Genomic DNA, 14,412 nt, shown 5'->3' with positions numbered 1-14,412 from the left:
CCCCGATCGCCGTTGAGGTGATCGGGGCCCGTGCTGTGCTGTGACGCGACGGCTAGTGGCCGTTGTTCCCGCCCAGGAAACCGTTCCCGTCCCCGTCCCCGTTCCCGTCCCCGCCCATGGTGGTGAGCGTGATGGTGGTGGTGGCCGGGTCTGCCTGGGTGTTCGGCTGCGGGTCGAGGTTGGCGACGAAGGCGTTGTCGTCGTCGGAGCTGCCCTCCGCGAACTGGATGTTCGTGAAGCCGGCATCGGTCAGCATCTGCTTGGCCTCGGAGACCTTCTTCCCCCTGACTTCGGGAACGGGCTTCGTCGTCGGCTCCGGCGGGCCCTTGGAGACCTTGAGGATGATCGCGGTGTCCTTGCCGACCTTCTCGTTGGCCTCCGGGGTCTGACCGACCACGGTGCCCGCGGCCTTGTCGGGGTTGTCGACCTCTGACTTGCCGACATTGGTGAAGCCGAGTTGCGTGAGCTGGTCCAGCGCGGCGTCGTACGAACGGTCAGTCACCGGGGGCACCGCGATCAGCTTCTCCGTCGCGACCGAGATCTCGACCTCGGAGTTCTTCTCGGCCTTGGCGTTGCCCTTGGGCGACTGGTCAAGGACGGTGCCCGGCTGGTCGTCGGCCGACTCCACCGACTTGACGTTGACCGTGAAGCCCTGGTCCTCAAGGAGCTTGCGCGCGCTCTCCTCGGACTTCTCCGTGACGTCCGGGACGCTGACCTTCGGCGCACCGGTGGAGACGAAGACCGTCACGGTGTCGTTCTCCGCGATCTGCTCGTCGGGCGTCGGGGTCTGCCGGCAGATCTTGTTCTTGGGCTGGTCCTTGCACGCTTCCTTCGGGCCCTGCTTGAGCACGATGGTGGCGTTGTCGGCGAGCCTCTGCGCTTCCTTGACGGTGCTGCCGACCATGTTGGGCGCGGCGAACGTGTCGCCGCCGCTGTTCGTGTCACCGAAGACCTGCTTGCCGATCAGGATCGCCCCGATCAGCACCAGGATGCCCGCGACGACCAGCAGGATCGTCGAGGTGTTGCTCTTCTTCTGACGGCGCCGGTCGGGCCGGTCGTCGTAGCCGTAGCCGCCGTCGTCCGGGTTGACCGGGGGCAGCATCGACGTCTGGGCGCCGTTCTGGTCCGCGGGGCGCAGGGCCGTGGTGGGCTGGTCGTTGCCGTACCCGTCGTAGCCGCCGTAGCCGGCCGCGCCCATCGCCGCGGTGGCGGCGACCGGCTGGCCGTCGAGGCAGGCCTCGATGTCGGCGCGCATCTCGTCGGCCGACTGGTAGCGGTAGTCCGGGTCCTTGACCAGGGCCTTCAACACGATCGCGTCCATCTCGGGCGTGATCTCGGGGTCGAAGTTGCTCGGGGTCTGCGGCTCTTCCCGTACGTGCTGGTAGGCGACCGCGACGGGCGAGTCACCGATGAACGGCGGCCGGACCGTCAGCAGCTCGTAGAGCAGGCAACCCGTCGAATAGAGGTCCGACCTGGCGTCGACCTGCTCGCCCTTGGCCTGTTCCGGGGAGAGGTACTGGGCGGTGCCGATGACGGCCGAGGTCTGGGTCATCGTCATACCGGAGTCGCCCATGGCGCGGGCGATGCCGAAGTCCATGACCTTGACCTGGCCGGTGCGCGTCAGCATGACGTTGGCCGGCTTGATGTCACGGTGGACGATGCCGGCGCGGTGCGAGTACTCCAGCGCCTGGAGGATGCCGACCGTCATTTCGAGGGTGCGCTCCGGCAGCAGCCTGCGGCCCGAGTGCAGCAGCTCTCTGAGCGTCGAGCCGTCGACGTACTCCATGACGATGTACGGGATCGAGACCCCGTCGACGTAGTCCTCACCCGTGTCGTACACCGCGACGATCGCCGGATGGTTCAGGGAGGCGGCGGACTGGGCCTCACGGCGGAACCGGGCCTGGAAGGACGGGTCGCGGGCGAGGTCCGCCCGAAGCGTCTTCACAGCTACGGTGCGGCCGAGCCGGGTGTCGTGGGCGAGGTATACCTCGGCCATGCCACCACGGCCGAGCACCGAGCCCAGCTCGTACCGGCCGCCGAGGCGACGCGGCTCTTCCATAACTGTTCCAGCCCTCTCCGTCAGTCCTGACCGCACCGGTGTGCGGTCCGGCGGTGTGCTGTTCGCGCATACGCTACCGGCCGCGCCCTACGTGATCGGCCCGCAGCCCCTACCTGATATCCGACCGGTATCCCAACGTGCGGATATGGCGCCCGGCGTGACGGGCGTCACTTCTTGCTGTCGATGACCGCCTGCATGACCTTCTTCGCGATGGGGGCCGCCAGGCCGCCACCGGAGATGTCGTCGCGGGTGGCCTTGCTGTCCTCGACGACCACGGCGACGGCGACGGGGGAGCCGCTGTCGGTCTTCGCGTACGAGACGAACCAGGCGTACGGGTTCTCACTGTTGCCGAGACCGTGCTGGGCCGTACCCGTCTTGCCGCCGACGGTGACGCCGGGGATCTTGGCGTTACTGCCCGTGCCCGACTCGACGACGGTCTTCATCATTTCCTGGAGCTTCTGGGCGTTCTCACCCGACAGGGGCTGGCTGAGCTGCTCCGGCTCGTGGGTGTAGATGTCGTCCAGGCTGGGCGACTGCCGCTTGGCGACCATGTACGGCTGCATCAGCTTGCCGTCGTTGGCGACCGCGGAGGCCACCATGGCCATCTGGAGCGGGGTGGCGCGGTTGGACGCCTGACCGATGCCGGCCATCGCGTTCTGCGGCGGGTTGTCCTTGGGGTAGACGCTCGCGTCGGCGCGGACCGGGGTGAAGACTTCCTTGTTGAAGCCGAACTTGTCGGCCTCGTCGATCATCTTCTGGTTGCCGAGGTCATCGCTGATCTTGCCGAAGACGGTGTTGCAGGAAATCCGCAGCGCCTCCCGGAGCGAGACGTTCTCGCACTGGATGTTGCCCTCGTTCGGCAGGTCCTGGGTGGTCTGGGGCATACGGAAGGGCACCGGCGAATTCGTCTTGGCGTCGATGTCGGTGTAGAGCTCGTTCTCCAGGGCGGCGGCCGCGGTGACGATCTTGAAGGTCGAACCGGGCGGGTAGGTCTCGCGCAACGCCCTGTTGAGCATCGGCTTGTCCTTGTCCTTCTGGAGCGTCTGCCAGGCCTTGGAGTCCTTGTCGGAGTTGCCCGCGAAAGTCGAGGGGTCGTACGAGGGCGTGCTGGCGAGTGCCAGGATGGCGCCGGTCTGCGGGTCGAGGGCGGCGACGGCGCCCTTCTTGTCACCGAGCCCCGTGAAGGCGGCCTTCTGCGCGGCGGAGTTGAGCGTGGTGACGACGTTGCCGCCCTGCTTCTTGTCGCCGGTGAACATCGACATGGTGCGGTCGAAGAACAGCTGGTCGTCGTTGCCGGTGAGGATGCCGTCCTCGATGCTTTCCAGCTGGGTGGCCCCGAAGGCCTGCGAGGAGTAGCCGGTGACCGGGGCCCACATGGGGCCGTCCTGCCAGACCCGCTTGTACTTGAAGTCGCTGTCCTCGGTCTCCTTGGACCCGGTGACGGCCTTGCCGCCGTCGACGATGATGTCGCCGCGCTCGTGGGCGTACCGCTCGATGCGGACGCGGCGGTTCTCGTCGCGGGTGTTGAGCTCGTCGGCCTTCACGTACTGGAGGTAGTTGGTCCGCGCGAGCAGGGCGAAGATGAGGACGCCGCAGAAGATCGCGATCCGGCGCAGGGGCTTGTTCACGGTCGGACCACCTGGGTCATCTCGGCGTCGGAGGTCGGCGCGGGGGCCGGGGCGGGGCGGCGGGCGGTGTCGCTGATCCGGATCAGGATGGCGATCAGTGCCCAGTTGGCCAGTACGGACGAACCACCGTATGCGAGGAAGGGCATGGTCATACCGCTGAGCGGGATGAGTCCCATGACGCCGCCGGCCACCACGAAGACCTGGATTGCGAAGGCGCCGGAGAGGCCGATCGCGAGGAGCTTGCCGAAGGGGTCACGGGCTGCGAGGGCGGTGCGGACGCCCCGCTCGACGATCAGCCCGTAGATCAGCAGGACGGCCATCATCCCGGCCAGCCCCAGCTCCTCGCCGACGGTGGAGAGGATGAAGTCCGCGTTGGCGGCGAACATGATCAGGTCCGAGTGTCCCTGGCCAAGGCCGGTGCCGAGTGTGCCGCCGGAACCGAATGACATGAGGGACTGGGCGATCTGGTCGCTCTGCGCCATCGTCGCCTTGGAGAACGGTTCGAGCCAGGCGTTCACTCGTTCCTGCACGTGAGGCTCGAAGGACGCCACCCCCACCGCACCGGCTGCCGACATCAGCAGACCGAAGACGATCCAGCTGGTCCGCTCGGTGGCGACGTACAGCATGACGACGAACAGACCGAAGAACAGCAGGGACGTACCGAGGTCGGTCTCGAAGACGAGGATCAGGATCGACAGGGCCCAGATGGTGATGATCGGGCCGAGGTCGCGTCCGCGCGGCAGGTACATCCCCATGAAACGGCGGCTGGCCAGTGCCAGCGCGTCCCGCTTGACCATGAGGTAGCCGGAGAAGAACACGGCGATGAGGATCTTGGCGAACTCGCCCGGCTGGATGGTGAACGAGCCGAGGCTGATCCAGATCTTCGCGCCGTTCACCGCGGGGAAGAACATCGGGATGACCAGCAGGATCAGCGCCGCGACCATCGAGATGTACGTGTAGCGCTGGAGGATGCGGTGGTCCTTGAGGACGATCAGTACGGCGACGAAGAGCGCGACGCCGATGGCCGAGTACAGCAGCTGCTTGGGGGCGTCCGGGCTGTACGAGCCGTACAGGTACTCCGCTCGCTGGATCAGCCTGGGCGACTGGTCCAGTCGCCAGATCAGCACCAGGCCGAGGCCGTTGAGCAGGGTGGCCAGCGGCAGGAGCAGCGGGTCCGCGTACGGGGCGAACTTGCGCACCACGAGGTGGGCGACGCCGCCGAGCAGGATGAGCCCCGCTCCGTAACCGAACATGCCGGACGGGAGGCTCCCGTCAATGGCGAGACCCACGTTGGCGTAGGCGAACACCGAGATGGCGATGGCGAAGACCATCATCATCAGTTCGGTGTTGCGCCGGCTCGGTGCGTCGATCGCGCCGATCGTGGTCGTGTTGGTGACAACGCTCATAGTGCTGAAGGCCCCCTACGGCTTTACTGCTTACCGCACTGCGGGACCAGCTTCTTCTCTTCCTCCGAGAGGCTGGGACCAGGAGTGGGAGTCGCTGAAGTCTTGTTGGTCTTGGTGGTGTCGGACTTTCCGGACGACTTGTTGGTGTCCGTGTCCGTACCGCCGGCCTGGCCCTCGTCACTGGGGGCGTTCTTCTCGGCTGCGCGGCGCTGTGCGTCCTTCTTGCAGGCAGTCGCCTGGGCGGAGAGTTCGTCGATCTTCTCGCGGGCGTCCGCGAGGTTGCCCTCGGTGATGGTCGCCTCGACCTGCTTGCGCTGGTAGGGCGGCAGGTACTTGAGTTCGATCTCGGGGTGGTCGTTCTCCACCTTCGAGAGCGAGACCCAGGCGAGGTCCTGGCTGATGCCCCGGTACAGCGCGACGTTGTCGTTCTTCGCGCCCACGTAGAACTGGGTCTGCGTCCAGCGGTAGCCGCCGTACAGACCGCCGCCGATGACCGCCAGCGCGAGCACCACGTACAGCGACCTCTTGAGCCACTTGCGGCCGCCGGGCTTGACGAAGTCCTCGTCGGAGTAGGACCCGAAGGACCCGTCCGGCATTCCGTCGTACCCGGAGTCGTCACCGCTGCCGGGCGGGCCGAAGCCGCCCGAGGGCGGCGGGACGGGGCGGCCGAGGCCTGCCGCCCGTCCGGCGGGGGTCTGCATCGCGCCGCCGTCGTTCAGCTGGGCGGCCTGGTTCTCCGCCACCGCGCCGACGATGACCGGGGTGTCGTTGAGCTGCCCGGCCAGGGTGTCGTTGCCGTCGACGTCGAAGACGTCCGCGACGATGCAGGTGATGTTGTCCGGGCCACCGCCGCGCAGAGCGAGCTGGATCAGGTCCTGGATGGTCTCCTGCGGCCCCTGGTAGCTGGCGAGCGTCTCCTCCATCGTCTGGTGGGAGACAACGCCGGAGAGGCCGTCGGAGCAGATCAGATAACGGTCGCCGGCCCGGACCTCGCGGATGGAGAGGTCGGGTTCGACGTGGTCGCCACTGCCCAGCGCGCGCATCAGCAGGGAGCGCTGCGGGTGGGTGGTGGCCTCCTCCTCGGTGATCCGGCCCTCGTCGACCAGCCGTTGGACCCAGGTGTGGTCCTGCGTGATCTGGGTCAGTACGCCGTCACGCAGCAGGTACGCGCGTGAGTCACCGACATGTACGAGGCCGAGCCGCTGACCGGTCCACAGGAGGGCGGTGAGCGTGGTGCCCATGCCCTCCAGCTGCGGGTCCTCCTCGACCATCATGCGCAGCTGGTCGTTGGCCCGCTGGACCGCCGTACCGAGCGAGGTGAGGATGTCGGAACCGGGTACGTCGTCGTCCAGCTGGACGAGCGTGGAGATCACCTCGGAACTGGCGACCTCACCCGCCGCCTGTCCGCCCATTCCGTCGGCGATGGCGAGAAGGCGGGGTCCGGCGTAGCCGGAGTCCTCGTTGCCTTCCCTGATCATGCCCTTGTGCGATCCGGCGGCGAAGCGCAGGGAAAGACTCATGCGCACCTCGCCCGTCGGTTCGGGGTACAGCCGGTCTCGCGCCACACTGCCCACCCTCCGGTCGGGAGCCCTGCCGGGTCCGATGCCCGGGTCTCCGCGGCTCGCTCGCTCCGCTCGCTCATTGTCGTACTACTTCCGCAGCTCGATGACGGTCTTGCCGATCCGGATCGGCGCGCCCAGCGGAACAGGCGTCGGGGTGGTGAGACGGGTCCGGTCCAGATACGTGCCGTTGGTGGACCCGAGATCCTCGACGATCCACTGGCCGTCACGGTCGGGGTAGATCCTGGCATGCCTGCTGGACGCGTAGTCGTCGTCCAGCACGATCGTTGAGTCATGGGCGCGGCCCAGCGAGATGGTCTGCCCCTGGAGCGCCACCGTGGTGCCGGTGAGGGTGCCCTCGGACACGACCAGCTTGGTCGGCGCTCCCCGGCGCTGGCGGCCGGGCTGCTGGCGTTGCTGCGGCGGTGCCGCGGCGGTTTGGCGTGCCTGTGGCGGGCGTGCGTCGTTCGCAGTGCGGCGTGAGCCGCGCTGCGTTACGCGCGTTCCGAACAGGTCGCTGCGGATGACCTGGACGGCCACGATCACGAACAGCCACAGAACAGCCAGGAAACCTAGCCGCATGACCGTAAGGGTCAGCTCTGACATTGCCCCCGCTTCACCCTTCGGCTTGCCGGTAAACGATGGTGGTGTTGCCCACGACGATCCGCGAGCCGTCGCGGAGCGTAGCGCGGGTTGTGTGCTGCCCGTCTACCACGATGCCGTTGGTAGACCCGAGATCCTGGATCGTCGAGGGCGTTCCGGTCCGGATCTCACAGTGCCGGCGGGATACGCCGGGGTCGTCGATCCGCACGTCGGCGTCGGTGCTGCGGCCCATCACCAACGTCGGGCGGGAGATCTGATGGCGGGTGCCATTGATCTCGATCCAGCGTCGCACCTGCGTGTTCGGCAGGGGGCTGGGATTGGCCGGCGGGCGCCGGTCGGATGCGGGTGCTGCGGGACGCCCCGCGCCCGGCGGCGGGGCCGCGGGCATGGGCGGGGCGGAGGTGGGCGGGTAGCCGTAGCCGCCGGGGGCCTGCGGGGCGGCAGGGCGCCCGTGGCCGGTACGGGGCGGGGCGGCGGACTGTCCGGGCTGGTTCTGGAAACCCTGCTGCTCGGGCTGGCCCTGCTGTGACGAACTCGATGCCAGCGTGCGGCTGCGTACCCGGTAGAGACCGGTGTCGAGGTCGTCGGCCTTCTCCAGGTGGACCTTGATGGGGCCCATGAAGGTGTACCGCTGCTGCTTGGCGTAGTCCCGGACCAGACCCGAGAGCTCGTCGCCCAGTTGGCCCGAGTACGGGCTGAGCCGCTCGTAGTCGGGTGCGCTGAGTTCGACGATGAAGTCGTTGGGGACGACGGTCCGCTCGCGGTTCCAGATGGTGGCGTTGTTGTCGCACTCCCGCTGGAGAGCTCCAGCGATCTCGACCGGCTGCACCTCGGACTTGAAGACCTTGGCGAAAGTGCCATTGACGAGACCTTCGAGACGTTGCTCGAAACGCTTCATGACTCCCATGGGGCACCTCCTCCGGTGTCGTCGTCCCTGTACTGCTTACTGATCGTATCCACGCGTCGGGAAATCGGCTGGTTCCCCTTGTCTGCACTGCGGATGAGTGTCCCCCCTCACACGGATCGTAGAGGCGGTCTCCTCACAGTGTCCCGCACCTTGGGTGCACTCAGGAGGAGTGGGGGGCGCCGGGTCCGGGTTCCCGGTTCCCGTCAGGCGTTCGACGAAACAAAGGGATGTGAATCCGCCCTGTCCAGCGTGCTAATCTTCCTGATGTCGCCAGGGGCTCGCACCGAAAAGTGAGGGTTTCTGGAAACACCGCTCATGCGCGAGTGGCGGAACGGCAGACGCGCTGGCTTCAGGTGCCAGTGTCCTTAGGGACGTGGGGGTTCAAATCCCCCCTCGCGCACAAGAGAGAAGCCCCGCAGACCTTGGTCTGCGGGGCTTCTTCGGTTTGATCCGGGACCGGTGGTTCGGTCCGGGGCCGGTCGGCCGGTCTTGGTTTCACGTGAAACGCCCGATTGATGCCCGTCGGTGCGGCACAGGGGGAGCCGCACGGTCGGTCGGGAGTGCTGGGATCGTTACGGAAGGCCGGGGTCCACGAGACCCCGGCCTTCCGTATGTATGGCAGGCGCCCCGGGCGTCTCGGGGGCCTCAGGTGTTCAGGTGCTTGGGGTATCTCAGGCAGCGAGTCGGGATGCGAGGCTCTTGGCCTTCTCCGTGGCGTCGGTGAGCGCCTTCGCGCGGGAGGCCTCGGCGAGCGGGATCAGCTCGGCCATCGCCGGATTGCTGTGGGCCAGGGTGAGCTCCGGGACGATGAAGTCGACCTCGGCGGCGAACATGGACGTCAGCAGCGTCGCCAGATAGTTCTGGACGAACTCGGCGCCCTCGCGCGGGGTGCCGGCGGCGTAGGAACCGCCGCGGCTGGCGACGACCGTGATCGGGGTGCCGGCCACCGGGCTGTCGGGGCCGGTGTTGTGGCCCGCGATGATCACGTGGTCGAGCCACGCCTTCAGGGTCGACGGAATCGAGAAGTTGTACATCGGTGCGCCGATCAGCACCGCGTCCGCGGCGATCAGCTCGGCGGCCAGTTCGCTGCGCAGCGGGTGCTCGGCGCCGGCGGCGGCGGCCGCGGCGTCCAGGTGCGGCAGCGGGTCGACGGCGAGATCACGGTAGGCGACCTGCCCGTCGGGGTGCTGCTCGCGCCAGGCCTCCACGAACGCGGCGGTGACCTCGCGTGACGCCGATCCCTGGGGGAAAACAGCGGAGTCGAGGTGAAGGAGGGTGGCCATGGGTGTCTCCAGGGGTGTCAGTAGCGAGGCGGGCTGGTGAGACGGGCCTCGTTTTCGTATGTACCTAGTAATAACATAGTGGCTTACTAATCGTAAGCTCCTGGTGATGGCGCAGTACCCTGGGCGTATGGCGGATCACAGCGAGCAGGCGTGCCGACGGGTCGACGTGAGCATCAGCCGCGTCTTCGAGCTGTTCGGCAAGCGTTGGACGGGGCCGATCGTCTCCGTGCTGATGCAGCAGCCCGTGCACTTCGCCGATCTGCGGCGAGCGATTCCCGGCATCAGTGAGCGCATGCTCTCGGACCGGCTGTCCGAACTGGGGACGGCGGGCCTGGTGGTCCGGGAGGTCGACGAGGGGCCGCCGCTGCGGGTTTCGTACCGCCTGACCCAGGCCGGCGCCGCGATGGAGCCCGCGCTCAAGGAGCTGGGGCGCTGGGCGGAGACGCATCTGACGGACGGCGGGGGCGACTGCTAGGGCATTTCGTTTGGATCAGGCTGTGCCGGGGGTTGTCCACAGGTCTCGGAGCGGTCGTCCAAGCGGTTGTCCACAGGGGGAGACGGTTGCCGGTGAACGGCGGTACCGTCGTCGGCAGTTGATGTTGGACCGGGTCGCCGGGCGGCGGCTTCGGGCGGCCGGGGGGAGCTGCGCGCCATGGGTGAGATCGAAGCGACGGTGCGGGTACAGCGGGCCTTGGACGGGGATCCGCGTATTCCGGTCGTGCCCGGGTTCGCCCGGCGCGCGTATCCGAAGGGGTCCGGGGGCCCGCGGTCGCCGCGAGACGCGGGCAAGGCGCTGCGTGAGCGGGTGCCCCGGTCCTCGCACGCGTCGTTGGTCCTGCCCGAGGGCAGGCCCGACGCGGTCAGGGCGGTCGAGGAGTCGAACCGGGGCCGGGTGCCCGAGCTCACGCCGATCCGGGTGGGGCGGATGGCCGCCACCCCGTTCGCCTTTCTCCGGGGTTCGGCCGGGCTGATGGCCCACGATCTGGTGGGCACCCCTGTCACCGGGGTGGCGGCCCAGCTCTGCGGCGACGCCCACGCGGCCAACTTCGGTCTGTACGGCGATGCGCGCGGCAACCTGGTCATCGACCTGAACGACTTCGACGAGACCGTGACCGGGCCGTGGGAGTGGGATCTCAAGCGTCTGGCCACCTCGCTGGTGCTCGCGGGCCGTGAGGCGGGCGCGGACGAGGAGACGTGCCGCAGGGGCGCGTACGACACGGTGGGCGCCTACCGGCGGACGATGCGGCTGTTGGCCAAGCTGCCCGCGCTCGACGCCTGGAACGCCATCGCGGACGAGGAGCTCGTCTCGCACACGGACGCGCGTGATCTGCTCGGCACGCTGGAGCGGGTCTCCGAGAAGGCCCGCAACAACACCAGCGCCCGCTTCGCCGCGAAGTCCACGGAGGAATCGGGGGACGGCGGACGCCGGTTCGTCGACGCACCCCCGGTGCTGCGCCGGGTACCGGACGCGGAGGCCGCGGCCGTGGCGGCGGGGCTCGCTGACTACCTGGGCACCGTCTCACCGGACCGGGTGCCGCTGCTCGCCCGGTACGCGATCCACGATGTGGCGTTCCGGGTGGTCGGCACGGGGAGCGTGGGCACCCGGTCCTATGTGGTGCTGCTGCTGGACCACCGGGGCGAGCCGCTGGTGCTTCAGGTGAAGGAGGCCAGGCCCTCGGTGCTGGCGCCCCATCTGCCCGCTGCCGGGTTCGAGGTGCCGGAGGTGGCGCACGAGGGGCGCCGGGTGGTGCTCGGGCAGAAGCGGATGCAGGTCGTCAGCGACATCCTGCTCGGCTGGACGACCGTGGACGGGCGGCCCTTCCAGGTGCGGCAGTTCAGGAACCGCAAGGGCAGCGTCGACCCCGCGGCCCTCGCCGCCGACCAGGTCGACGACTACGGCCGGATGACCGGCGCGCTGCTGGCCCGTGCGCACGCGCACAGCGCCGACCCGAGGCTCATCGCGGGCTACTGCGGCAAGAACGACGAGCTGGACGAGGCGGTGGCCGCGTTCGCGGTGACCTACGCGGACCGTACGGAGGCGGACCACGCCGAGCTCGTGCGGGCGATAGGCGCGGGCCGGACAGCAGCCGAGCCGGGGGTGTGACACCCGTTGCGCGGACCGCGCGTCTCCGGGGCGTTGGCCGTGGCCATACGCTGGACGGGTGACCCACGAAGCCGCCGGGGTGCCGACCACCCGGAACGACGATGACCGGCAGGACGACGACCGGCAGGACCAGGACGTGCAGGACCAGGGCTCCCAGGACCAGGACCGGAACCGGCAGGACCAGGACCGGCAGGACGAGCGGCCCGGCCGCCCGGACGGCGCGCACGCCGCGACCGCTCCCCCCGCCGGGGCGCCGGCCGACGGTGCCGGCGGCGGGCCTGCCGAGCAGCCGCGGCCCGAGGCGCGTCTCGCGCATGCCGTGCGGGTCGCCGAGCAGGCCCTGATCGAGTTCGAGATCGCGGTGGAGACCTTCCGGGTGGAGGTGGAGAACTTCTCCCGGCTGCATCACCAGCGGCTGGGCCCGATGTACGCGCGTCTCGACGAGCTCGACGCGCAGATCGCGGAGGCACGGGCCGCGAGGACCGGCGACCCCGAGGATCTGCGCAAGGCGCAGGAGGCGCGGGCGGTCGTGATGCCCATGCCGGGTGTGGACGAGCTGTTCCACGACTGGATGGACTCCGACGGGCTGTCCCCCGAGGCGAGCGCGATGCTGACCGAGCAGCCCGTCCGGCCGCCGAAGCGGGTCCGGCCGACCGAGGAGGCCCGCAAGCTGTACCGCGAGCTGGCGCGCAAGGCCCATCCGGATCTGGCCCAGGACGAGGAGGAGCGGGCCCGTCGGGACGAGTTCATCACCCGCGTCAACGCCGCCTACGGGCGTGGGGACGAGGAACTGCTCAAGGAGCTGGCCCAGGAGTGGGCGGCCGGGCCGGCCGCTCCTGAGACGGAGCTGGGCGAGGCCGATGAGCTCTACGCCCGGCTGAACTGGCTGACCCAGCGCAAGGAACTGCTGACGGTGCTCGCGCAGGAGCTGGAGCAGAGCGCGATCGGCGCCATGCTGCGGATGGCCCCGGACGATCCGGATCACCTGCTCGAAGAGATCGCGGACCAGCTGCTGGGCGAGGTGTCGCAGCGTGAGGCGGAACTGGCGGCCCTGGTGCAGTAGCGTTTCCGGGGATTTCGGAGCGTAACCAACGAGAGAAGGCGTGACCCATGAATTTCGGCCCGCTTCCCACGGTCGATGTGACGGCGGTGCCGGCGGACGGCCTCGTGCTGGACGTACGGGAGGACGACGAATGGGCGGCCGGGCACGTCGACGGCGCCCTGCACATCCCTATGAGCGGCTTCGTGGGCCGCTTCGGTGAGCTGACGGAGGCGGCGGAGGACGGTCGGCGCGTGCATGTGATGTGCCGGGTCGGTGGCCGGTCCGCCCAGGTCACCCAGTACCTGGTGCAGCAGGGCATCGACGCCGTGAACATCGACGGCGGCATGCTCGCCTGGGATGCCGCCGGTCGCCCGATGGTCACCGAGAGCGGTAACCCGGCCTTCGTAGCCTGACCGACCGTCCGCCACCTGGGGCCCGGGTGTCTCCTGGCTGTCTCTGCCTCTGCCTGTCTCCTGGCTTTCTCTGGCCGGGACGGGCCGGGACGCGGGATGGGCTTCTCCGAGGTTCCTCCGGCCCCCTGGCGGGGGGCGTGTTCAGTCCAGGGGGTGCGCGGCCAGCAGGTCGCCCAGTGCCTCCTCGTGGGCGGCGGCCGGGCCGAGAGAGAGCTCGATCTGCTTCGCCCAGGCGTGGAAGCGGTGCAAGGGGTAGTCGGTGTCCGCGCCGAAGCCGCCGTGCAGGTGCTGTGCGGTCTGCACGACCCGGCGGACCCCGTCCGACGCCCAGATCTTCGCCACGGCGACATCGCCCGCCGGGGGCAGCGCGCCACTCCCGCCGGTCGCGATCCGCCAGGCGGCCTGCCAGAGGGTCACCTCCATGGCCCGCAGGTCGATGTAGCGGTCTGCGGCCTGTACGGCGACGGCCTGGAAGGTCGCCACAGGGAAGCCGAACTGCTCGCGCTTCCCGGTGTACTCACTCGTCATGGCCAGCACGGCCTCACCCAGCCCCAGCGCGAGCGCGCAGGTTCCGGTGGTGAGCAGTGCGTGCAGCCACTCCCAGGCGTCGGCTGCGTCGATCAGCTCGCGGCGCGCGATCCGTACCGCGTCCAGCCGTACCTCACCGAACAGTTCACCGCTGGTGGAGACCTGCTCCGCGATGGTGAGGCCGTCGTGGCCGCGCCGGACCATGGCCACAACGGCGCGGCCGTCCCCGGTGTGGGCGGGCACCGCGATCCAGTCCGCTGTCTGCGCCCACGGCACGGCCGACTGCACACCGTCCAGCACCCAGCCGGCTTCCGAGCTGTCGCCCCCGTGCCCGGTGTCGTCCGGGCGTGCGGTGACGGCGAGTTCGGCCGGATCGTGGCCGGTGCGCCCGTTGGCCCCGACGGTGAGAACGAGCTCGCCGCGGCCGACGCCGGGCAGCAGTTCGGCGGCCAGCCCCTGGTCCCCGTACCGCTGGAGCGCCATCGCGACCGCGCACGTCTCCAGCAGCGGGACCCGGGCGAGGACCTTCGCGGACTCGCGCAGCACCAGGCAGAGCGCGATCAGATCGAGGCCGGCCCCGCCGTGCTCGGGCGACAGCGTCAGGCTCAGCAGATCCCCGGCGGCGAGCCCGGCCCACAGCGGCCTGTCGATGTCCTCGGCCACCGCACCCGGTACGAGAGCGGGGCTGGGAACCACGTCGGGCGCGACGCCCGAGAAGACCGCCCGTGCCGCCTCTGCGGCTGCCTGCTGTTCCTCGGTGTAGGTGAAGTCCACTGTCCTGGCCTCCCGCGAACCGCTGTGCCCGTACCGGACCTGACGGAGCGTCAAGATAGAACAGGTTCTACAAGAAGGGAACAGGTGCGGTGCGGTGCCGTGCGGC

12 protein-coding genes and 1 tRNA gene are annotated in these 14,412 nt (G+C 69.2%); 5 read left to right on the top strand and 8 right to left on the bottom strand.

The window, feature by feature from the left end; translation table 11 throughout:
- Positions 1-52 precede the first annotated feature (52 nt).
- From pknB to OG892_RS19740, 6 genes are all read right to left on the bottom strand, one after another.
- Positions 53-2,059: a Stk1 family PASTA domain-containing Ser/Thr kinase gene (gene pknB / locus OG892_RS19765; protein ID WP_073733275.1), complete on the bottom strand. Its 2,007-nt coding sequence runs from the start codon at positions 2,057-2,059 to the stop codon at positions 53-55.
- 167 nt (positions 2,060-2,226) lie between these two features.
- Positions 2,227-3,687: a penicillin-binding protein 2 gene (locus OG892_RS19760; RefSeq protein ID WP_328866299.1), complete on the bottom strand. Its 1,461-nt coding sequence runs from the start codon at positions 3,685-3,687 to the stop codon at positions 2,227-2,229.
- Entirely contained in the window at positions 3,684-5,093 is a 1,410-nt protein-coding gene (locus OG892_RS19755; protein WP_073733277.1) for an FtsW/RodA/SpoVE family cell cycle protein, read from the bottom strand. Before OG892_RS19755 ends, OG892_RS19760 begins: the two co-directional genes overlap by 4 nt.
- Before the next feature lie 23 nt (positions 5,094-5,116).
- Positions 5,117-6,613 carry a Stp1/IreP family PP2C-type Ser/Thr phosphatase gene (locus OG892_RS19750; protein WP_073733721.1) on the bottom strand — a complete coding sequence of 499 codons (1,497 nt, stop codon included), beginning with the start codon at positions 6,611-6,613 and terminating at the stop codon, positions 5,117-5,119.
- 129 nt (positions 6,614-6,742) lie between these two features.
- A complete protein-coding gene (locus OG892_RS19745) occupies positions 6,743-7,258 on the bottom strand; it encodes an FHA domain-containing protein (RefSeq protein ID WP_073733278.1) in 516 nt (171 codons plus the stop codon).
- A gap of 10 nt (positions 7,259-7,268) precedes the next feature.
- Positions 7,269-8,162 carry a DUF3662 and FHA domain-containing protein gene (locus OG892_RS19740; protein ID WP_327337919.1) on the bottom strand — a complete coding sequence of 298 codons (894 nt, stop codon included), beginning with the start codon at positions 8,160-8,162 and terminating at the stop codon, positions 7,269-7,271.
- A gap of 317 nt (positions 8,163-8,479) precedes the next feature.
- Between OG892_RS19740 and OG892_RS19735 the strand changes: the two genes are divergently transcribed.
- A tRNA-Leu gene (locus OG892_RS19735) sits at positions 8,480-8,562 on the top strand.
- Between the two features lie 271 nt (positions 8,563-8,833).
- Here the strand turns inward: OG892_RS19735 and OG892_RS19730 are convergent.
- Entirely contained in the window at positions 8,834-9,445 is a 612-nt protein-coding gene (locus OG892_RS19730) for an FMN-dependent NADH-azoreductase (RefSeq protein ID WP_073733280.1), read from the bottom strand.
- 127 nt (positions 9,446-9,572) lie between these two features.
- Here OG892_RS19730 and OG892_RS19725 point away from each other — a divergent pair, with 127 nt between their 5' ends.
- The 4 genes from OG892_RS19725 (at position 9,573) to OG892_RS19710 (ending at position 13,004) form a co-directional block, all read left to right on the top strand.
- Positions 9,573-9,920, top strand: coding sequence for a helix-turn-helix domain-containing protein (locus OG892_RS19725; protein ID WP_073733281.1), 348 nt, complete (start codon positions 9,573-9,575; stop codon positions 9,918-9,920).
- 177 nt (positions 9,921-10,097) lie between these two features.
- The gene (locus OG892_RS19720; protein WP_073733282.1) at positions 10,098-11,549 is read left to right on the top strand and encodes a DUF2252 domain-containing protein; all 1,452 of its coding nucleotides are present in this window, start codon (positions 10,098-10,100) and stop codon (positions 11,547-11,549) included.
- A 58-nt stretch (positions 11,550-11,607) separates the two neighbouring features.
- Entirely contained in the window at positions 11,608-12,612 is a 1,005-nt protein-coding gene (locus OG892_RS19715; protein WP_371629856.1) for a J domain-containing protein, read from the top strand.
- 47 nt (positions 12,613-12,659) lie between these two features.
- Complete coding sequence (locus OG892_RS19710; protein WP_073733284.1) at positions 12,660-13,004, top strand: rhodanese-like domain-containing protein; 345 nt, start codon at positions 12,660-12,662, stop codon at positions 13,002-13,004.
- A 141-nt stretch (positions 13,005-13,145) separates the two neighbouring features.
- On the opposite strand, the gene OG892_RS19705 is transcribed toward OG892_RS19710, so the two are convergent.
- Positions 13,146-14,306, bottom strand: coding sequence for an acyl-CoA dehydrogenase family protein (locus tag OG892_RS19705; RefSeq protein WP_371631657.1), 1,161 nt, complete (start codon positions 14,304-14,306; stop codon positions 13,146-13,148).
- Between the last annotated feature and the right edge of the window lie 106 nt (positions 14,307-14,412).

It is taken from the genome of Streptomyces sp. NBC_00341, from assembly GCF_041435055.1.
Classification (GTDB): domain Bacteria; phylum Actinomycetota; class Actinomycetes; order Streptomycetales; family Streptomycetaceae; genus Streptomyces.
The sequence above is the reverse complement of the archived record's forward strand: the minus strand, read 5'-3'. Positions and strand labels throughout refer to the sequence as shown.

Excerpts from the sequence above, each read along its gene's own strand:
- pknB (WP_073733275.1), bottom strand. The coding sequence starts at position 2,059 with ATGGAAGAGCCGCGTCGCCTCGGCGGCCGGTACGAGCTGGGCTCGGTG.
- OG892_RS19755 (WP_073733277.1), bottom strand. The coding sequence starts at position 5,093 with ATGAGCGTTGTCACCAACACGACCACGATCGGCGCGATCGACGCACCG.
- OG892_RS19750 (WP_073733721.1), bottom strand. The coding sequence starts at position 6,613 with ATGAGTCTTTCCCTGCGCTTCGCCGCCGGATCGCACAAGGGCATGATC.
- OG892_RS19745 (WP_073733278.1), bottom strand. The coding sequence starts at position 7,258 with ATGTCAGAGCTGACCCTTACGGTCATGCGGCTAGGTTTCCTGGCTGTT.
- OG892_RS19740 (WP_327337919.1), bottom strand. The coding sequence starts at position 8,162 with ATGGGAGTCATGAAGCGTTTCGAGCAACGTCTCGAAGGTCTCGTCAAT.
- OG892_RS19730 (WP_073733280.1), bottom strand. The coding sequence starts at position 9,445 with ATGGCCACCCTCCTTCACCTCGACTCCGCTGTTTTCCCCCAGGGATCG.
- OG892_RS19725 (WP_073733281.1), top strand. The coding sequence starts at position 9,573 with ATGGCGGATCACAGCGAGCAGGCGTGCCGACGGGTCGACGTGAGCATC.
- OG892_RS19720 (WP_073733282.1), top strand. The coding sequence starts at position 10,098 with ATGGGTGAGATCGAAGCGACGGTGCGGGTACAGCGGGCCTTGGACGGG.
- OG892_RS19710 (WP_073733284.1), top strand. The coding sequence starts at position 12,660 with ATGAATTTCGGCCCGCTTCCCACGGTCGATGTGACGGCGGTGCCGGCG.